Source organism: Nostoc sp. ChiVER01 (genome assembly GCF_034531155.1).
Classification (GTDB): Bacteria; Cyanobacteriota; Cyanobacteriia; order Cyanobacteriales; family Nostocaceae; genus Nostoc.
This window is the reverse complement of the sequence record NZ_JAVRBS010000001.1, coordinates 1-17132: the sequence shown is the minus strand read 5'-3', so window position 1 is coordinate 17132 and position 17132 is coordinate 1. Positions and strand designations below refer to the sequence as shown.

Sequence of the window (17132 nt, the reverse complement as noted above, 5' to 3'; positions counted from 1 at the left end):
TTATGCAGGCTAATAATGTGAATTTCTATAAAGAAATGGTGTGAGCAGGCAATTTTCTTTGGTCTTCAAGCTTAACTACAGGAGTAATGCAGTGTTGAGAATTAGCGTTGAAGAAGCAGCTATGAATTTAAAATCTCTCTTAGAACTAGTAGCTAAGGGAGAAGAAGTAATTTTGCTAGAGCAAGATAAAGCTGTAGCTCGTTTAGTTCCTCCGCTACAAAAAGAAGGACGATTAGCAAGTATGAAACAATTTCGTGATTCTCTTGGGATTAAGGGTGAGTCATTGAGTACAACTGTCATAAATACACGTATAGAGGAACGTCGTTGATTTATTTAGATACAAGCGTTATTGCTCCTTTGTATTGGACAGAAGCTTTAAGCGATGCAGTTGAACAATTACTACTCAATGAAACTGAAGTAGGTTTGAGTCAGTTGGTTGAGGTTGAACTCGTTTCTGCGTTATCGCGTCGAGTCAGAATGCAAGAAATATCTCAGCAAGATGCAATAGCCATTGTAGAAAGTTTCCAAGCAGATTTGGATAGTGGATTTTATACTCAAATTGCAGTAGAAACAGTTCACTATAATTTAGCGCGTGAGTGGATTAGTCGGTTTGATACACCATTGCGTACACTGGATGCTCTACATTTGACAATTACATTTCAAAATAATATTCAATTGGTAACGGCTGATGAAGCTTTAGCAACAAGTGCTGAAATTTTAGGAGTTGAGGTTTTGTTACTGCGGTAAATCAACTTTCCTTTACAAATATTCATTTAGCATAATGATTCAGAAGTGCATTAGCGTCAGCTTACTGTTGCTTTATTCAAACAAAAGTTAACCAACTAAATACGTCTGCAACTGTTAATTGCCAATTTTCTAAAACACTCAAAACGGGTAATATATCTTGCTGTTATTTTAATTCTGGTAATTTATTGGGTTCAAAAATCATGATTGACTCATCAGCAGAATCGAGCAACCAACCTAGCTTTGCTCCATTTTGAATAGAAAATGTAATTTTGCTGATAACTCGGTTGGGTGATTGTTCTGGTGAAAGAATTTCAATTATCCAATCTGGAGGAATTTCAAATTTATTCGCAATTCTACCTTTTGCATCAAGGGGAATTCTTTGCCATTCAAACACAGTAATATCCGGTACTATTGAACGACCTTCAAATGTACAGCGTAATTCAGGAAAGGCATAAGCAATTTTTTGCGGTTTAGCAATCTCATTAATAGCTGTAACTAAACTGCTTTGTAAAGTACTATCTTCTCCTTGCGGCATAGGCTTTTGGTATATTTTTCCATTAAAATACTCGCTTGCTGGTTTTGTCTCTGCTAGTTGTAAGAACTTTTATAAACTTAGTCCTGTGGTTCGCTGAATAGATAATTTCATAATTTACAACTTATCAAAACTTGATTATTTCGTTTATACAAAAATGTAACAATTAGTGCGTAAGTGTGCCCGTCGTAGACATCGCCCTAGCTTACAGTTAGGTATCACCTAAAATTTATTCCCCATCTTCCACAGCACCTAACGCTTTGAGGGTAGCAATTTCGGCTTCGGTTAAACCTTTAACACCTGTGATGTTCATGCTTGCATAAAGTCTATTGTCTAGTGTTACTAGACACTTACCAGACTGAAAATCCCAAACCTTAATTGTTTCATCTCTACCGCCACTGACAATAGTTTGACCATCAGGGCTAAAAATAACAGTATTGACCCAACTACTGTGTCCCAGCAAAGTTTTAATATATTCACCAGTATGGACATCCCAAATGATTATTTGTGCATCATTGCTAGCACTGCTTAAAAATTTACCATCTGGACTAAATGCTACCGTGTTTACCCAATCCAAATGCCCATGCAAAGTTTTTAAGCACTCGCCATTATGGATATTCCAAAGCTTTACTGTTGTATCACCACTTGCACTAGCAATTATGCAACTATCGGGACTGATTGCTAATGCAGTTACTCTCAAAGTATGACCTTGAATTATGTTTAAACATTCTCCAGTCTCGACATCCCATAATCTCACAGTTTTATCATGACTGCTACTGACTAAGATTTTTTTATCGGGACTACTTACTACAGACCATACCCAGTCAGTATGTCCTGCCAAGGTTTTAAGGCAATCTCCTGTACTAACATCCCATACATTGATTTTGTCATTACCACTACCACTTATAAGGGTTATAGCATCAGGAGCAAAAGCTACTGAATTCACTCCTCCAGCATGAACAGATAGAGTTTTCAAACATTTTCCAGTACTGATATTCCATAACTTAATTGTTCCGTCATAACTACTACTGGCTAAAATACTAGCGTTAGGGCTAATTGCAACTGAATTAACTCTACTTCTATGTCCCTGCAAGTTTTTCAAGTATTTTCCTGTAGCGAAATTCCATAGTTTTATAGTTGTATTTTCACCGGAGCTAGCTAAAATTTTACCATTAGGACTAATAGCAATTGAACGTACCCAACTATTAGAACCTTGCAAAATATTCAAACATTTTCCGGTATTGATATCCCATTTCATAGCAGTTTGATCGTCGTCACCACCGCTAATTAAATTAGTACTATCGGGACTAATTGCTATTGAGCGTACCCAACTAGTATGTCCTTGTAAAGTCTTCAAACATTCGCCTGTTTTTATGTTCCATAGCTTTACCGTTTGGTCTTTGCTGCTACTAGCTAAAGTTTTACCATCAGGGCTAAAAGCCACTGAAAATATCCGGTCGGCGTGTCCTTCTAAAGTTTTAATGCATTGATTATTACGCACGTTCCATATTTTCAACGTTTTGTCATCACTACCACTAGCTAAAGTATGACCATCAGGACTAAAAGCCACTGAAAATATCCGATTGGTATGTCCTTCAAAGTTTTTTAAACATTTGCCAGTAAAAATATCCCACAATTTTATCGTTTTATCGTTTCCTCCATTTGCAATAGTTTCACCGTCAGGGCTGAAAACTACTGAAAATATTCTGCTCATATCTTCTAAAGTTTTCAGACATTCTCCAGTGCTAGTATTCCATAACTTTACCGTTCTATCCCGACTTCCACTTGCTAAAGTTTTACCGTCTGGACTAAATGCTACCGAATTCACTCTATCGCTATGTTCTTCCAGAATTTTTATACATACTCCAGTGGCAGTATCCCACAGCCTCACAGTATGGTCATAGCTACCACTTGCTAAAATTTGACCATCAGGACTAAAGACTACTGAGCGTATCCAATTATTATGTCCTTTACATTTCAAAATTTGTCGATTATTTTCAGCGAGCCATATACTAATTTCACAATTGCCATCAGCTATTGCAAATAGTTCACCATTAGGACTATACGCAACTGAAAAAACTGCACCGAAGACTTTTGGAAAAACTGATTCGGTTAGATTGGCTCCTATAAAATTAGTATGACGTAAGCTTGCATCAGAAAAATCTGCTCCCTTAACTACTACTTGGCTGAAATTTTTCTCTTCCAAAGCCGCCTTATCTACCTTCACTACCAACGTTGCTGCATTCCCACCAACATAACCAACCTCATCCTCACTTTTTTCTTGTGTTACTTCAATTAGTTTGATTATGTCAGCTTGAGCATCAACATTAATTATCGGTAAAAGCAATTCTATAACCACTTTTGTGAGTGGCGCTTTGCCAAAAGTCTGCCTTAACTTTTCAAAAGACTCACTTGTAAATGCTTTTAGTGGTGCGATAGTTTCATCTAATTGACGCGAAAAATAACCAGACCAAGTATAATCAACGGGTGCAGCACTCCTATCTATAAACGATTGTGCTTGAGCTAACTCCGTCAAATCACTAGCCAAGACTCCTAACTCTGCCGCAAATTTATACGCTACAAAAAACTCTAACAGCGAGCGATGTGCTGGAGTATAATCACCATCAGCATTGCGAATGAGCATTGTTTGCCCCATCATGTCGTAATGCCAGTGGTCTAAATCTTTCTCTTCCTGCACCACGGAACCAAATAACCGCCGAATTCTATCAGGGAAAAGCCGATAATTGAGGCTCATTTCATCTTTAGACAGCATTTCCCAAGATAGTTCGCACAAAAAGTATAACTTTTCTGCCAAAGATGTAAACGTGCGATCGCTCTTAATATCCCGTTCCATTTTCCGCCGCACCGCGTACAAATAAACCCGCGACATATCCACAGGTTTACCCGCCTCAATATCTGGCAAAGCTTCTAAAATTAACTCTGTCATCACCGGACGACGGGCTAAATCCAATAATTGCGGATTTCCCATTACTTGTTCAACTGTTGCAGCTTCCGTTTGATGCGACAACACCAGTCGAATTTGCTCGTCGTTAAATTTCTCCAGTTCCAGCACTTCAAACTGCGGTGTTTCTCCCGTCAACTGCTTGGTAGAAGCTTGTAACTCGGCATTAAGTAAAGCGCGTCCTTCTTTAGCTTCAGGAAAATGTTCGGTGCGACAAGTCAAAATAACCTTGGCACCGGGAACCACCACTTTTGCCAGTTCCCAGAAGTTATTAATCATCTGCTGACGGTCAACTTTTGCTGCCATTTCGTCAAAACCATCGAAAATTAGCAGCAATTTACCCATGCCGTTCAACTGATCAAATACTTCGCTAGTTAAACGGATATTATGTTGTGTAAAAAAGAACCCAGCTAAAACGTTCTCAACATTTATTGCTTTGGCAAAATCCCGGAGTGTAATTACCAAAGGCAAACGGGGACGCTCAACACCGCGTTTTTGGGCATCTCGGTAACGTTGCAATGCCACCCAAGCATAATGGAAAGCAAACCAAGTTTTCCCCGTACCAAATTCTCCTAGTATAGAAATATGCTCTTTGGCGGGATCGTCCAACCACACATCAATATAACCATCAATCCAACCATCGCGATCGCTATAATGACTAATGCCGATTCGCTGCTTAGTATCGGGGTCAATTTCCTCTTTTGTGCAGGCTAAAGGAACGTATTTTGTATCTATTTGCCGCCGGATAATTTCTGCTGACAACCAATCCAGATAATCGCTAAAATCGGCATCTTGGTCAATGAGTTCGTCAAAAGTATAACAACCTAAATGGCGATTTTCCTCCTTTTCCACCTCATTCCGTGCCGCGCGTGCAATCCGTCTGGCTGTTACTAACCAACCTTCATCAGTTCTCTGCTGCTCCACAGAGGAACGCAAAACAGCTACATCCTTGAGTCCAACTTCCCCCTCAATTCCCCTGATTAAAATGCGGTCATATCGGTTACGCCGTGTTGGCACATTAATAATCCACTCAAAATATGAATCACCCCAAATTTCATACTTTTCAAAGCGGTAGCCCAAGGTTTCAAACCAGCCGCGCATTTGTTGAGCTAGGGCTATGGCTCGACATTTATTTTCAGTAGATGTTTCAGCCTCCAGCAATGCGGGGGAATTTTGTGCAGCCAACCGTGCTATTTCTGTACGAATACCTTCCAGCGTTGGCAACCTGTCAAGTAGTTCTTGGATATTTACAATACGTTTTTGCAAAGAGCCAATTTGTTGACTCATAAGTGTATCTGCTGGGTTGCGAGTGCGTTTAGCAACTTCTGCAAAAACAACATAAAATGCGGCAATTTCCCGTCTAATATTAATTCCCAAACTTCTAATGTCATCACCCAACGCGTAGGCATCAAGCCAAGTATCAACCTCAGAAAGCAAAATTGAGGGGTTATTATGGTCAAATGCTTTGCGGAAAGCCTGTTTTATTGCTTCTTGGCGAAAAAGTTCTAAAAAAGGCTTGGGTTTACCAACACCGTACTCTACCAGTGTGTATGCATAAACCCCACTAAAATCTGCTGGTGGATGCTCTGGGTCGAGGTTAAACTGCTGAAGTAATTTAATTACAGTCTCATTGCGCTGAATCTTTTCCTTAATTAAAGGATTAGCGATCGCAATAATAGCGTTGATGACCTGTTCTGGGTTAATTATCATTAGTCATTAGTCATTAGTCATTGGTCATTGGTCATTGGGAAAAGACCAAGAGACAAGAAAGAAACTTGTCCCCTCATGCCCCTTCTACCCCTTCTAACTAGGGCGATTGTTTTCTAATCCTGGTATTTGTTTAGAAAACAATTCGTTAGAGCTAACCTGACCATCTGAAACGACAGAACGTATGCCCTCTAAAGCAGCGGGGATGGTGCGCGGATCTATAAAAATCACCTTGCTGCTATCGCTTTTACCAATTGTCGCGCCCATATCGAGATAACCCAAGGCAAACAGAACTTCCACCGCTTTATTGGCATTAGGGTTATTGTGGAGCTTTTGGGCAATAATTTCTGATGATTCTGCGATCGCCTGGGCTTTCAAAACCTGCTGCTGACGTTCAGCTTGAGCCTTCAAAATGATCGCCTTTTGTTCGGCTTCTGCTTGCAAAATTACCGATTTTTGACGAGCTTCAGCATCCAAGATTTGTGCCTCAGCTTTACCTCTGGCGCTATTGATGGCAGCTTCGCGTTCACCTTCAGAATTTAAAATTGCTGCCCGTCTGCGCCGTTCTGCCGACATTTGCAATTCCATCGATTCTCGCACCGCCTGAGACGGAATAATATCTCGTAGTTCTACCCGTGTCACTTTCACACCCCAAGGATCGGTAGCAACGTCCAAATCCTGTAATAAAAGCTCACTGATATGGGAACGAGCAGTAAAGGTTTGATCCAACTCCAGTTGTCCCATTTCGGCGCGAATTTGAGTCAGCACCATATTTACCATTGCCGACTGGAGATTTTCTACCTTATACCAGGCTTTTTCCATATCCACAATGCGCCAGTAAAACACTGCATCTACCTCAATGCCAACGTTGTCACGGGTGATGCACTGTTGAGGAGGAATATCTAAAACTTTTTCTTTGATAGTTTCTCGGTAGACAACTCTATCTACGAAAGGGACGACAAAGTTTAGTCCTGGTTCCAGTTTTTTGTTATAACTACCCAATCTTTCCACCAAAGCTTGATTGCCTTGATTAACGACTTTCACAGATCCCGCTACGGCAGAACCACCAAGGGCTAAAAATATTAGTAAAAAAAACTGTTCCATTGTAAATCTCCTAATTTTTAAGTATTAAATGTGACTCAAAAGGAAAGGGGAGTGGAGCAGGGGAAGAAGAACTAATGACAAATGACTAAGAATTCAACAAATTTTCTGGTATCACAATCAAAGTAGTACCTTCTCTCCTAACCACATAAACTTTTTGATGAGGTGGTACGGTAAATTTGTCATCGTCACATCGTGCTTGCCAAGAATTTCCTTCATACAGCACCCGCCCTGTTTTCCCAGGCAGAATTTCTGTTAAAGTTTCAGCTATGACTGCATCCCGAATTTTTGATTTGCGTTGTCGCGGTTGCAAAAACCGACGAGAAAGCACGATTAGTAATGTGGAAAGTAATAGCCAAACTACAATTTGCAACCATACACTTGCCAAACCCACACCAGACAGCAGCGCCACCACCAAAGCGCTAATTCCCATCATCAAAGCAACAAACGCCGATGGTAACAACAGTTCCATTAAACACAGTACTGCTCCTGCCAGAAGCCAAATTAAAGTAAAACTTGGCATAGCGCCATCCTAAACTCTACATTGACGTAAATGCATTTCTACGATTAGATACAGCCAGACGTAAGTTATTTACAGAAAACAAAACTTGGTCTTTTTACCAATAATTTTGATTAATTTCAGTAACAAGATGTAGCTAGCGGTACACAAATCAAGTCTATTCTAGCCTTCAAATCTTTGCCAGCTAAACTTAATCGAAGTTCATTAGTTGATTTGTTTGTTAAATTTATACCTTTATGATTTCTACTCAACTGATAATTTATTGTATAAATCCACGCTGTAATAGCCCCATTAATCCGATTGGAGATAGTGTTTGTGCCACTTGTCAAACTCCTTTAGTTCACCGCTATCTTTGGGCTACTGGCTCATTGTCTGCCAAAATCTCACCAGGTACGAGGGTAGCACAGAGATATGAGGTAATTAGTCCCCAGATTTGGCTGGATACTCAACCGGGACTGCCGCCAGATGCACCTGAAGAATTGCCAACGGAAGTAATTCCTTACCTACGATTATATCAAGAGCGATTACATCTCCCCCAGGCTTATGGGTTTGCTAGTAACTTTGAGGGAGATACAACTGATATTCTGTTGTTAGAAAATGTGCCGATAGATGAGAAAGGAAATATCTATTCAACTATTGTTGAGGCATGGGAGCAAGCAACGGCGGTACGACAAGTTTATTGGCTGTGGCAAATTCTCCAACTTTGGCCATCTTTATCAGAATTGGGACTTAGCCGCAGTTTACTAGTAGTAGACAACTTGAGAGTTCAAGGTTGGTGTGTGCGACTATTGGAACTTTACCAAACACCAGCAGATGAGAAACTGAGTTTACGAAATCTGGGAGAGTGTTGGCAGTTTTGGGTAGCGTCTGCAAAGGCATCAGTAGCCAAAGGGTTACAGAACATAGTCCAGCAGATGTGTGATGAGGTTGAGTTAGAGACTATTAATATTCAACTCAATAATTTACTACTAGCGTCTGCGGCAGAATTGCCACTAGTTTTGAAGGTGGCAGGCTCTACAGATATTGGGCCAATTATGGCGCAAAATGAAGACGCTTGCTACCCAAATGCTGTAAGTGACTTAGATAACAAACTCCACTCACAAGGAGATGGAGTTTTTGGGCGTGGGGAATCGGGCATCGGGCATGAGGAAGAAGTTACCAATGCTCAATCCCCAATGCCCCATGCGGCGGAGCAACTGTCCCTCTCCACCGACAAGGGGATGGAGTTTCCCGTCGCTTTCAATGAACCTTTATTGCCTCACTTGTCGATTGTTTGCGATGGCATTGGCGGACATGAAGGCGGGGAGGTTGCCAGTAAGTTAGCGGTGCAGTCTGTAAAGTTGCAAATCCGCGCTTTACTTAAGGAGGTTAGAGAACAAACCGTACTTGTACCACCAGAGTTATTGCAGGAACAATTAGAAGCAAGCTTACGGGTGGTAAATAATCTGATTAGTGCCCGCAATAATGAACAAAAACGCCAAGGCAAAGAACGCATGGCTACAACCATTGTGATGGCGCTGCAAGTTCCACAACGAGTGCAGACGAGTACTGGCTGGCAATCTAATAATACTCATGAACTTTACTTGGCTAATGTTGGCGATAGCCGTGCTTATTGGATTACTCGCAATTATTGTCAGCTACTGACAGTAGATGATGATGTGGCAACGCGAGAAGTGCGTTTTGCTAAAAGCTTGTATCGAAAAGCACTCTTGAGAGCAGATGCTAATGCCTTAACTCAAGCATTGGGGACTAGAGATGCAGAATCTTTGCGTATCAAAATTCAGCGATTCATCCTGGAAGAAGATGGCATATTGCTACTTTGTTCTGATGGTTTAAGTGATAAAAACTTGGTGGAACAATCTTGGCAAGATTATGCAATACCCGTGTTAAAAGGTGAACTGACAGTTGAAGATGCTGTTTGCAACTGGATTAACTTAGCAAACGAAAAAAATGGGCATGATAATACGTCGGTTGTTCTCACTTATTGCCGTATCTCCCCAGAATACTTAGTACCTGTGACTCCGGCGTTGCCAGAAGAAATTATAGAAGCAGCGATACAAGAAGAAACAGAGGAACCAGAGAAAGAAAAACTAGAGGAATTAGAGGAACCAGAGGAAGAAAAACTAGAGGAATTAGAGGAACCAGAGGAAGAAAAACTAGAGGAATTAGAGGAACTAGAGAAATTAGAAGAACCAATTTCTTTTACAGAAAGTTCGCAAGCTTTGCTAGATTTGGATTTAGATTTGGATTTAGATTTGGATCTTTCAGAGGAACCAGTTTTAAGCCCTGAAATTCCACCAACTTTAATTACAAAACCTAAGCGGGGTAAACGTTTGGTAATGCTAGGGGGAGTTTTGGCATTGCTTGTGGGGGGTACAAGTTTGGGATTATTTGCTTGGTGGCAAATTAATCCTCAAGGATTTCAGCAGATGTGTCGGCAACTTCCCCAAAGATTGCAGCAAGTGTGTCCCGGTGGAAAATAGGGAATCATATCATGTCCGGCTAAAGACTTATCATTTAGAGCATAGGAGGCAGGGGGAAAGAGGCTTTTCCGATTTTTCCACAGATACGGTAATCATAAGTGATTCACCGATTTTGATATCAGAAGTAGAAACTAGCTTCTAGTGACAACTATTGTAGGTTTATTACCTATATAGTCACAAAATCACGATTGAGATGACCAATTTTTAAATATTAGTCATCTCAATCGTGACGGGAGCCACTACAGAGTTAACGGGAGCCACTACAGAGTTGACGGGAGCCACTACAGAGTTGACGGGAGCCACTACAGAGTTGACGGGAACCACTACAGAGTTGACGGGAACCACTACAGAGTTGACGGGAACCACTACAGAGTTGACGGGAGCCGCTACAGAGTTGACGGGAGCCGCTACAGAGTTGACGGGAATCGTCTCAGTTGCAATGTTGCTGAAGACAGTTTCTGGATTTAAAGTCACGGTTTAACTGGTGAGATAATACAGTGAAGCGATCGCACCACAGATAACTTTACATGACTTTGGCAAAGGCGATCGCTCTGGTAAGTTGTAAAATCAATGAACCTCTCCCCGAAGCAGAGAGAGGTTTGCAGAGGGGTTCTTTGGAATCTGTCGAACTCAGGTTTAATTAAATCCGCGTTCCTAAAATTTTCTCATTTCAAGTGATATTAACTCTTTGAGTACGGTAAACCGTATTTGCTCGTTAGTTCACAAAGATTAATTTAATTGTTAAGTTTAGTTACATAAATAAAAAATTCTGCAACCATTGCTAGAGGAGAGAAATTATGAGAAGCGTTAGTATTGTTAACGATAAAAACAAACTGAACAAGCCTGGGCATTACATCACCCAAGTTAAGCTCTCTCAGAAATAAAGCTTATTTAACATTTTTATGAAAGCTACAGATCAATTGGTGCATTTCTTAAAAGAAGAGTTGGGTGTTCCTAGTGGAGCAATTTCTCTTGCTTTGCGACATTGTGAGCAAACCCCAAACTTTCTGGCTATGACCCTCTGGCAGTATGGACTGGTAACACTGGATCAGTTAGCCCAAATTTTTGATTGGTTGGAGACAGTATAATACCAATTCGCAATTAAAAAACTTAGATACAGCAATGCTTTCAAGGTTTACTTCTGTATCAAATTGTTTGTTAAATGGTATGAGCTACTGCTTCAACTATTTGGATGGCAAACAACAGACTTTCTGTGAAAGTCACATTTTTAACGGGTTTCATTTTAAGGATTAGTAACCTCAATGCCAATTAAAGAACAGCCTAAGTCACCTCGTTTTCGGATCATTGCTAATATATTACTGGCAGTATCAGGGCTATTTTTGCTCTTAAATTTATTTTCGCCTGGTTTATTTGCCTCTGGCCCTACTGGTGTTCCCTATAGCTTATTTATACATCAAGTACAAGAAGGCGAAGTTAGTCGCGTTTCTGTTGGTCAAAACCAGATTATTTACCAACTAAAAGCAGAAAATGCCGAGCCGGGCCCGGTGTTTGCAACTACACCAATCTTTGATTTAGAGTTACCCAAACTGCTAGAAGAAAAGGGAGTTGAATTCGCTGCTACACCTCCACCCAAGAATACTTGGTTTACAACCCTTTTAAGTTGGGTGATTCCACCACTAATTTTTATTGGTATTTGGCAGTTCTTTGTTGCCCGTGGTGGTGGCGGTGGCCCCCAAGGTGCGCTTTCTATTGGTAAGAGCAAAGCTAAGGTTTACGTTGAAGGCGAATCAGGTAAAATCACCTTTGCAGACGTGGCTGGGGTAGAAGAAGCAAAAACTGAGTTAGTGGAAATTGTGGATTTCCTCAAGACTCCGGCACGATTTACGCAAATTGGCGCTAGGATTCCCAAAGGTGTTTTGTTAGTTGGGCCTCCGGGTACTGGTAAGACACTTTTAGCGAAAGCCGTAGCCGGAGAAGCAGGAGTTCCATTCTTTAGTATCTCTGGTTCGGAGTTTGTAGAATTGTTTGTCGGTGTAGGATCTTCTAGAGTGCGGGATTTGTTTGAGCAGGCAAAGAAACAGGCTCCTTGTATTGTATTCATTGATGAATTAGATGCAATCGGTAAGTCTCGTAGCAGTAACGGCTTTTACGGTGGTAATGATGAGCGAGAACAGACTCTCAACCAGTTACTAACTGAGATGGATGGGTTTGCAGCAGGAGATGCAACAGTGATTGTATTAGCAGCTACCAACCGCCCCGAAAGCCTTGACTCTGCATTGCTGCGTCCAGGCCGCTTTGACCGCCAGGTGTTGGTAGACCGTCCCGATTTATCTGGTCGGGAAGCAATTCTCAAGATTCACGCTCAAAAGGTAAAATTAGGAGATGATGTAGATTTAAGAGCGATCGCTACTCGTACCCCTGGTTTTGCTGGTGCAGATTTGGCAAACTTGGTAAATGAAGCGGCACTATTAGCAGCGCGTAATATGCGTGAAAGGATTGCTCAAGAAGACTTTGCTGAAGCAATTGAGCGGGTAGTCGCCGGTTTAGAGAAGAAAAGTCGAGTGATGAACGAGACTGAGAAAAAGATTGTTGCTTACCATGAAGTTGGTCACGCAATGGTCGGGGCGCTAACCACAGGAAACGGTCGCGTAGAAAAGATTTCGATTATTCCTCGGGGAATGGCAGCTTTGGGTTACACTCTGCAATTACCAACTGAAGACCGCTTTTTGCTGAATGAAGATGAACTGCGGGGTCAGATTGCGACTTTGTTAGGTGGACGTTCCGCCGAAGAGATTGTGTTTAACAGTATTACAACCGGTGCTTCCAACGATTTGCAACGAGCAACTGACTTGGCAGAACGGATGGTAACAACTTATGGTATGAGCAAAGTTTTAGGGCCATTAGCTTACCAACAAGGACAACAGTCTATGTTCTTGGGTAATGGTGCTCCTAATCCTCGGCGGGCGGTGAGTGAAGACACAGCGAAAGCTATTGATATCGAAGTCAAGGAAATCGTAGAAACAGCCCACGAGCAAGCCCTAGAGATTCTTAGACAGAACCGAGACTTGCTAGAAGCGATCGCTACTCAACTCTTAGAAACAGAGGTCATTGAAGGCGAAAAACTGCACAGTTTGTTGGGTCAAGTTAAACCTGTAGCTCATTCATAATTAAGAAAGTCAGGTTGTAAACTTAGAGGTACGCAAAGATTATTCTCTGCGTACCTCTGCGTTCCTACCCTCCGGGAAGGCGTACCCCTACGGGGAAGCAAGCTACACGTAGCGTCTCGTAGAGAAGCGCCTATGCGTTTTTAATACTCTGGAACAGAAGGATCAATTTCTCGGCTCCAAGCGGTAATTCCGCCTTTGACATTCGTCCCAACAATCCCAGCTTCTTTGAGAATGCCGAGGGCTTTTGCCGATCGCCCGCCCATCTTACAATGAGCAATTAAGCGATGACCGTTCAATATTTCCTTCACCTTAGCAACGCCATTGCCATTTTCAATGTCTGGTAAGGGCACTAACACTGAACCAGGAATTTTAGCAATGTCGTACTCATTGGGGTTGCGGACATCTAGCAGTACAAAATCCTTCGCACCACTATCTAGCAACTCCTTCAAATCCTTAACGGTCATTTCTTGCATTTCCATCTGCTGTTTAGCCTCCTCTGCCTTAGCTTGGGGAATTCCGCAGAATTGTTCGTAGTCTATCAGTTTTTCAATCACAGGGCGAATTGGGTTAGGACGCAGCTTCAACTCCCGGAATTTCATATCTAAGGCATTGTATAGTAGCAATCGTCCACTTAAGGTATTACCTTGTCCCAGAATAATTTTGACAGTTTCCGTTGCTTGAATTAAACCAATAATTCCGGGCAAAATTCCCAATACCCCACCTTCTGCACAAGAGGGAACCATTCCTGGTGGTGGTGGTTCTGGGAAAAGGTCACGATAATTTGGCCCACCTTGGTAGTTAAATACAGTAGCTTGCCCTTCAAAGCGTAAAATTGAACCGTAGACGTTGGGCTTATTCAGCAATACGCAAGCGTCGTTAACTAGATATCTAGTGGGGAAGTTATCAGTACCATCCACGACGATATCGTAAGGTTCAAGGATTTCTAGAGCGTTTTCGGAAGTTAGGCGGGTTTCGTATAAATCAACCTGACAATAGGGGTTAATCTCGTGAATGCGGTTTTTTGCCGATTCAATCTTAGGTTTACCTACCCAGGATGTACCGTGGATGACTTGGCGTTGTAAGTTAGAAGTATCGACAACATCGAAATCGACAATCCCGATACGTCCAATACCCGCCGCCGCCAGATATAAAAGTAGTGGTGCACCTAGTCCACCTGTACCGATACACACGACACTGGCAGCTTTCAGGCGCTTTTGTCCTTCTAGTCCTACTTCCGGCAAAATTAGGTGTCGGGAGAAGCGTTCGTAATCGTCTTTGGTCAACTGGATTTCATCCAGATTGGGATTGAGCGACATACCATGTACCAATAGTTTTAAGGTTTAATCTGTAATTCTAGTATTAAATATACTAATTTAGTTTTTGAGCTGTTTTTTTATCTTACTGTGGGAAAAGCTACTTCTGTACCTCTTCGTTTTGGGATTAGCGATGCCTTCTCTTTCAGAGACGCTACCGCGAACGGCAACGTCTTCGACGAACGCACTTGGTTATCCATGAATAAGATTTACGCACAAGTTATCGAATCACTACCAGTCCTCGAATTACCCCACCCTAACCCTCCCCTTTACAAGGGGAGGGAACGAAAATCTATTGTTTCGGTGATTATTTCCTGTGGTTCTGTGATCGCTACAGCCTTGTAAAGGGGAGGGAACGAAAATCTATTGTTTCCCCCCTTCACAAGGGGGGATTAAGGGGGGTAATTCGACTTGTGTGTACACCGTTAGCCTTTTAGGAGAGAGGTCAAAGTGTATTGCTTCCATTCGAGAACCGCTATATCTAGGGTGTATAGTAAATTCAGCCTAATTAAGCAAAATCGCAACCGAATTAGTTTGTTTTGCTATGCCAAACGAGCTTTTACAAATTTTAGTACCTGCATTTATCGGTGCCGTTTCTGGATATCTGATTAATCAATTACCCCCGTTAAGAACCTTTCGGGGTAGCTGGTTCTTGGTTATTGCTGTAGTAATTGAACTTGCTCTTTTGGGAGGAATCTGGGCATGGTTATCTGGAGAAGTTGCGAAAACATCAAATGTCAGAGGATTGGTTCAAATGATTGGTGCTGCCTTAATGGGAGCCTTTTTAGTTAATATTCTTCAACTCATCTTCGGTAATGTTTGGGGTAGACAGTCTTCACAACCAACTCCCCCTCAGCCAGGGACAAATCCGGGAACTGTTGTTAGAGGAACACGAATGAAAGGGAAGGGAAATAAAGCAAGAGTTACTAAAGGAGATGTTTGGGTAGAAGATACTAATATAGACGGTGAAAACCAAGAGTTTTCTGTGACAGATGATGCTAATCCTCCCGCTTCTCCTCAACAAAATAATCCTCCGAATCCATGATTATTGCCAATCGCACACAGGAAGTTTTACTTTTTAATCGGATGGTGCAGGGAAGCGTTGCCAAACGTATACTTTTAATTAAAGCTGAATCTGGTTTTGGCAAAACTTGGTTACTAACAAGGTTTAAGCACACATTACCTGAAGAAAATGTATTGTGTGTGGACATAGATATAAAATCGGCACAGCGAGGAATTGCCTACATTTTTGATTGTGTACCTGACTATCTAGGAAAGAAACGTTTTCCCAGATTAAATGCTGCTATGGAGCAATATCTCAGTTCAGGAATAGAAGTCTCTGACACAACAATAATTGGCAAAGATAACCAATTAAGTGTGGTTTTGTCTGGTGAAGATAAGTTGGCACTTGATATTCGCTTTGCTAAAGTACAAGAGGCCTTTTTTCAGGACTTAGAGCAAATTCCTGAAAAGCTAGTATTTTTGTTTGATTCTTATCAAAAAGCTCCTACTGAACTGGCAAACTGGTTAAGTGGCAAATTTTTAAGACAAGTTGTCAAGATAAAAAAGCTGATTGTGGTAATTGCCGGACAAGAGATTCCGGAACCAACAGTTGAGTGGATGGGTTTACATGACTTTTGTCCTTTGGAAGCGATTTTGGAATTGAAAGCCTGGTGTGATTATGCCCAAAATGAAGGACTATCGCTGAATGAATTTCAAGTTGAGTCCGCAATGATACTGTCTAAAGGTCAACCTGCGGCAACTATGACAGCCTTAAAAACGCTACACGCGATGGCGAGGAAACGGCTGTGAATAATTCATTCTTAGAGAAGCTGGCAAAGGCACAAACAGACGAAGAACGCTCTTGGATTGTAACGGAGAGTTTTCTCTTAACGCTTTCGCCTGAGTTAGCGGCGGCTGTATGGGCGGCGGTAGTACCACACTGGTTTAATGCAGAGATTTTGGCAGCACTGCGCCCAGAATTGCAAACCCAATCATCTCAACTCTATACAGAATTGCAAGCTTTACCTTTTGTGGAAGAGTTTCCTGATAGAGGGCATAATGTTCATGATTTGACGCGAAATCTGATGTTAAAACATCTGCGGCAAGAACGTCGTGATGAGTTTATCACGTTGTCGCAACGGGCAGCCGAGTATTTTAGCAGCGCCAATGAACAGCCAGAAACTCAAATTGAATGGCTGTATCACTTGATTGTAGTTGACCGGGAGTGGAAAGGCAGTGAGCTTTGGGATTTAGCCCAAAAGTGGAACAATAATTTTCGTGTTGCTGAACTAGAATCGCTGATTACAGCATTATTAGAACAGGTTGCAACAGAGCAAGTGGCAACTCCAGCTAAAGCAGAAGTTTATTATTGGGCAGGTAAAGCACAATTTCGAGTTTATAGAGCAAGCGAAGCCTTAGAGCTATACGAAGCAGCATTGGCATTCTACCGCGACATTGGCGCTCGCTTGGGTGAAGCTAATACTTTAATAGCAATCGGCGATGTCTTGCAGTTCCTAGACCGACGCAGCGAAGCCTTAGAGCGCTACGAAGCAGCATTGGCATTCTACCGCGACATTGGCGATCGCTTGGGTGAAGCTAATACTTTAATAGCAATCGGCGATGTCTTGCAGTTCCTA

At 41.8% G+C, this 17132-nt stretch carries 13 protein-coding genes and 2 pseudogenes; 9 read left to right on the top strand and 6 right to left on the bottom strand.

Features of this window, described 5'->3' with window-relative positions:
* The first annotated feature begins 91 nt into the window (after positions 1-91).
* Together RMY00_RS00075 and RMY00_RS00070 are read left to right on the top strand one after the other, a co-directional pair.
* On the top strand, positions 92-328 hold the full coding sequence (locus tag RMY00_RS00075) for a hypothetical protein (protein WP_322645614.1): 237 nt from the start codon (positions 92-94) through the stop codon (positions 326-328).
* Positions 325-747: a type II toxin-antitoxin system VapC family toxin gene (locus RMY00_RS00070; protein WP_322645613.1), complete on the top strand. Its 423-nt coding sequence runs from the start codon at positions 325-327 to the stop codon at positions 745-747. Before RMY00_RS00075 ends, RMY00_RS00070 begins: the two co-directional genes overlap by 4 nt.
* A gap of 76 nt (positions 748-823) precedes the next feature.
* On the opposite strand, the pseudogene RMY00_RS00065 reads toward RMY00_RS00070, so the two are convergent.
* The 4 genes and pseudogenes from RMY00_RS00065 to RMY00_RS00050 form a co-directional block, all read right to left on the bottom strand.
* Positions 824-1393: pseudogene (locus tag RMY00_RS00065) on the bottom strand (Uma2 family endonuclease).
* 115 nt (positions 1394-1508) lie between these two features.
* Positions 1509-5951, bottom strand: coding sequence for an NACHT and WD40 repeat domain-containing protein (locus tag RMY00_RS00060; protein ID WP_322645612.1), 4443 nt, complete (start codon positions 5949-5951; stop codon positions 1509-1511).
* 93 nt (positions 5952-6044) lie between these two features.
* Positions 6045-7052 (bottom strand): SPFH domain-containing protein, encoded by a 1008-nt coding sequence (locus RMY00_RS00055; RefSeq protein ID WP_322645611.1) that lies wholly within the window; start codon positions 7050-7052, stop codon positions 6045-6047.
* 85 nt (positions 7053-7137) lie between these two features.
* Entirely contained in the window at positions 7138-7572 is a 435-nt protein-coding gene (locus RMY00_RS00050) for an NfeD family protein (protein WP_322645610.1), read from the bottom strand.
* A 233-nt stretch (positions 7573-7805) separates the two neighbouring features.
* Here RMY00_RS00050 and RMY00_RS00045 point away from each other — a divergent pair, with 233 nt between their 5' ends.
* Positions 7806-10052 carry a protein phosphatase 2C domain-containing protein gene (locus RMY00_RS00045; RefSeq protein WP_322645609.1) on the top strand — a complete coding sequence of 749 codons (2247 nt, stop codon included), beginning with the start codon at positions 7806-7808 and terminating at the stop codon, positions 10050-10052.
* Positions 10053-10299: 247 nt separating this feature from the next.
* On the opposite strand, the pseudogene RMY00_RS36040 reads toward RMY00_RS00045, so the two are convergent.
* Positions 10300-10407: pseudogene (locus RMY00_RS36040) on the bottom strand (hypothetical protein); the annotation flags it as partial.
* Between the two features lie 547 nt (positions 10408-10954).
* Between RMY00_RS36040 and RMY00_RS00035 the strand changes: the two are divergent.
* Complete coding sequence (locus RMY00_RS00035; RefSeq protein ID WP_322645607.1) at positions 10955-11140, top strand: DUF2949 domain-containing protein; 186 nt, start codon at positions 10955-10957, stop codon at positions 11138-11140.
* 174 nt (positions 11141-11314) lie between these two features.
* The gene (gene ftsH4, locus RMY00_RS00030) at positions 11315-13180 is read left to right on the top strand and encodes an ATP-dependent zinc metalloprotease FtsH4 (RefSeq protein WP_322645606.1); all 1866 of its coding nucleotides are present in this window, start codon (positions 11315-11317) and stop codon (positions 13178-13180) included.
* 140 nt (positions 13181-13320) lie between these two features.
* Here ftsH4 and moeB read toward each other — a convergent pair whose 3' ends face one another.
* Complete coding sequence (gene moeB, locus RMY00_RS00025; RefSeq protein WP_322645605.1) at positions 13321-14496, bottom strand: molybdopterin-synthase adenylyltransferase MoeB; 1176 nt, start codon at positions 14494-14496, stop codon at positions 13321-13323.
* 195 nt (positions 14497-14691) lie between these two features.
* Here moeB and RMY00_RS00020 point away from each other — a divergent pair, with 195 nt between their 5' ends.
* The 4 genes from RMY00_RS00020 to RMY00_RS00005 form a co-directional block, all read left to right on the top strand.
* Positions 14692-14838, top strand: coding sequence for a hypothetical protein (locus RMY00_RS00020; protein WP_322645604.1), 147 nt, complete (start codon positions 14692-14694; stop codon positions 14836-14838).
* Between the two features lie 199 nt (positions 14839-15037).
* Positions 15038-15538: a hypothetical protein gene (locus tag RMY00_RS00015; protein ID WP_322645603.1), complete on the top strand. Its 501-nt coding sequence runs from the start codon at positions 15038-15040 to the stop codon at positions 15536-15538.
* Positions 15535-16305, top strand: a complete 771-nt coding sequence (locus RMY00_RS00010; RefSeq protein ID WP_322645602.1) for a hypothetical protein — start codon at positions 15535-15537, stop codon at positions 16303-16305. The genes RMY00_RS00015 and RMY00_RS00010 overlap by 4 nt, the downstream gene beginning before the upstream one ends.
* On the top strand, positions 16302-17132 hold an 831-nt coding region (locus tag RMY00_RS00005), incomplete at its 3' end, for a tetratricopeptide repeat protein (protein ID WP_322645601.1). The genes RMY00_RS00010 and RMY00_RS00005, both read left to right, overlap by 4 nt.

What these genes read in the sequence shown, in the direction of transcription:
- RMY00_RS00060 (WP_322645612.1), bottom strand. Translation starts at nt 5,951, where the DNA reads ATGATAATTAACCCAGAACAGGTCATCAACGCTATTATTGCGATCGCT.
- RMY00_RS00055 (WP_322645611.1), bottom strand. Translation starts at nt 7,052, where the DNA reads ATGGAACAGTTTTTTTTACTAATATTTTTAGCCCTTGGTGGTTCTGCC.
- RMY00_RS00050 (WP_322645610.1), bottom strand. Translation starts at nt 7,572, where the DNA reads ATGCCAAGTTTTACTTTAATTTGGCTTCTGGCAGGAGCAGTACTGTGT.
- RMY00_RS00045 (WP_322645609.1), top strand. Translation starts at nt 7,806, where the DNA reads ATGATTTCTACTCAACTGATAATTTATTGTATAAATCCACGCTGTAAT.
- RMY00_RS00035 (WP_322645607.1), top strand. Translation starts at nt 10,955, where the DNA reads ATGAAAGCTACAGATCAATTGGTGCATTTCTTAAAAGAAGAGTTGGGT.
- ftsH4 (WP_322645606.1), top strand. Translation starts at nt 11,315, where the DNA reads ATGCCAATTAAAGAACAGCCTAAGTCACCTCGTTTTCGGATCATTGCT.
- moeB (WP_322645605.1), bottom strand. Translation starts at nt 14,496, where the DNA reads ATGTCGCTCAATCCCAATCTGGATGAAATCCAGTTGACCAAAGACGAT.
- RMY00_RS00020 (WP_322645604.1), top strand. Translation starts at nt 14,692, where the DNA reads ATGAATAAGATTTACGCACAAGTTATCGAATCACTACCAGTCCTCGAA.
- RMY00_RS00015 (WP_322645603.1), top strand. Translation starts at nt 15,038, where the DNA reads ATGCCAAACGAGCTTTTACAAATTTTAGTACCTGCATTTATCGGTGCC.
- RMY00_RS00010 (WP_322645602.1), top strand. Translation starts at nt 15,535, where the DNA reads ATGATTATTGCCAATCGCACACAGGAAGTTTTACTTTTTAATCGGATG.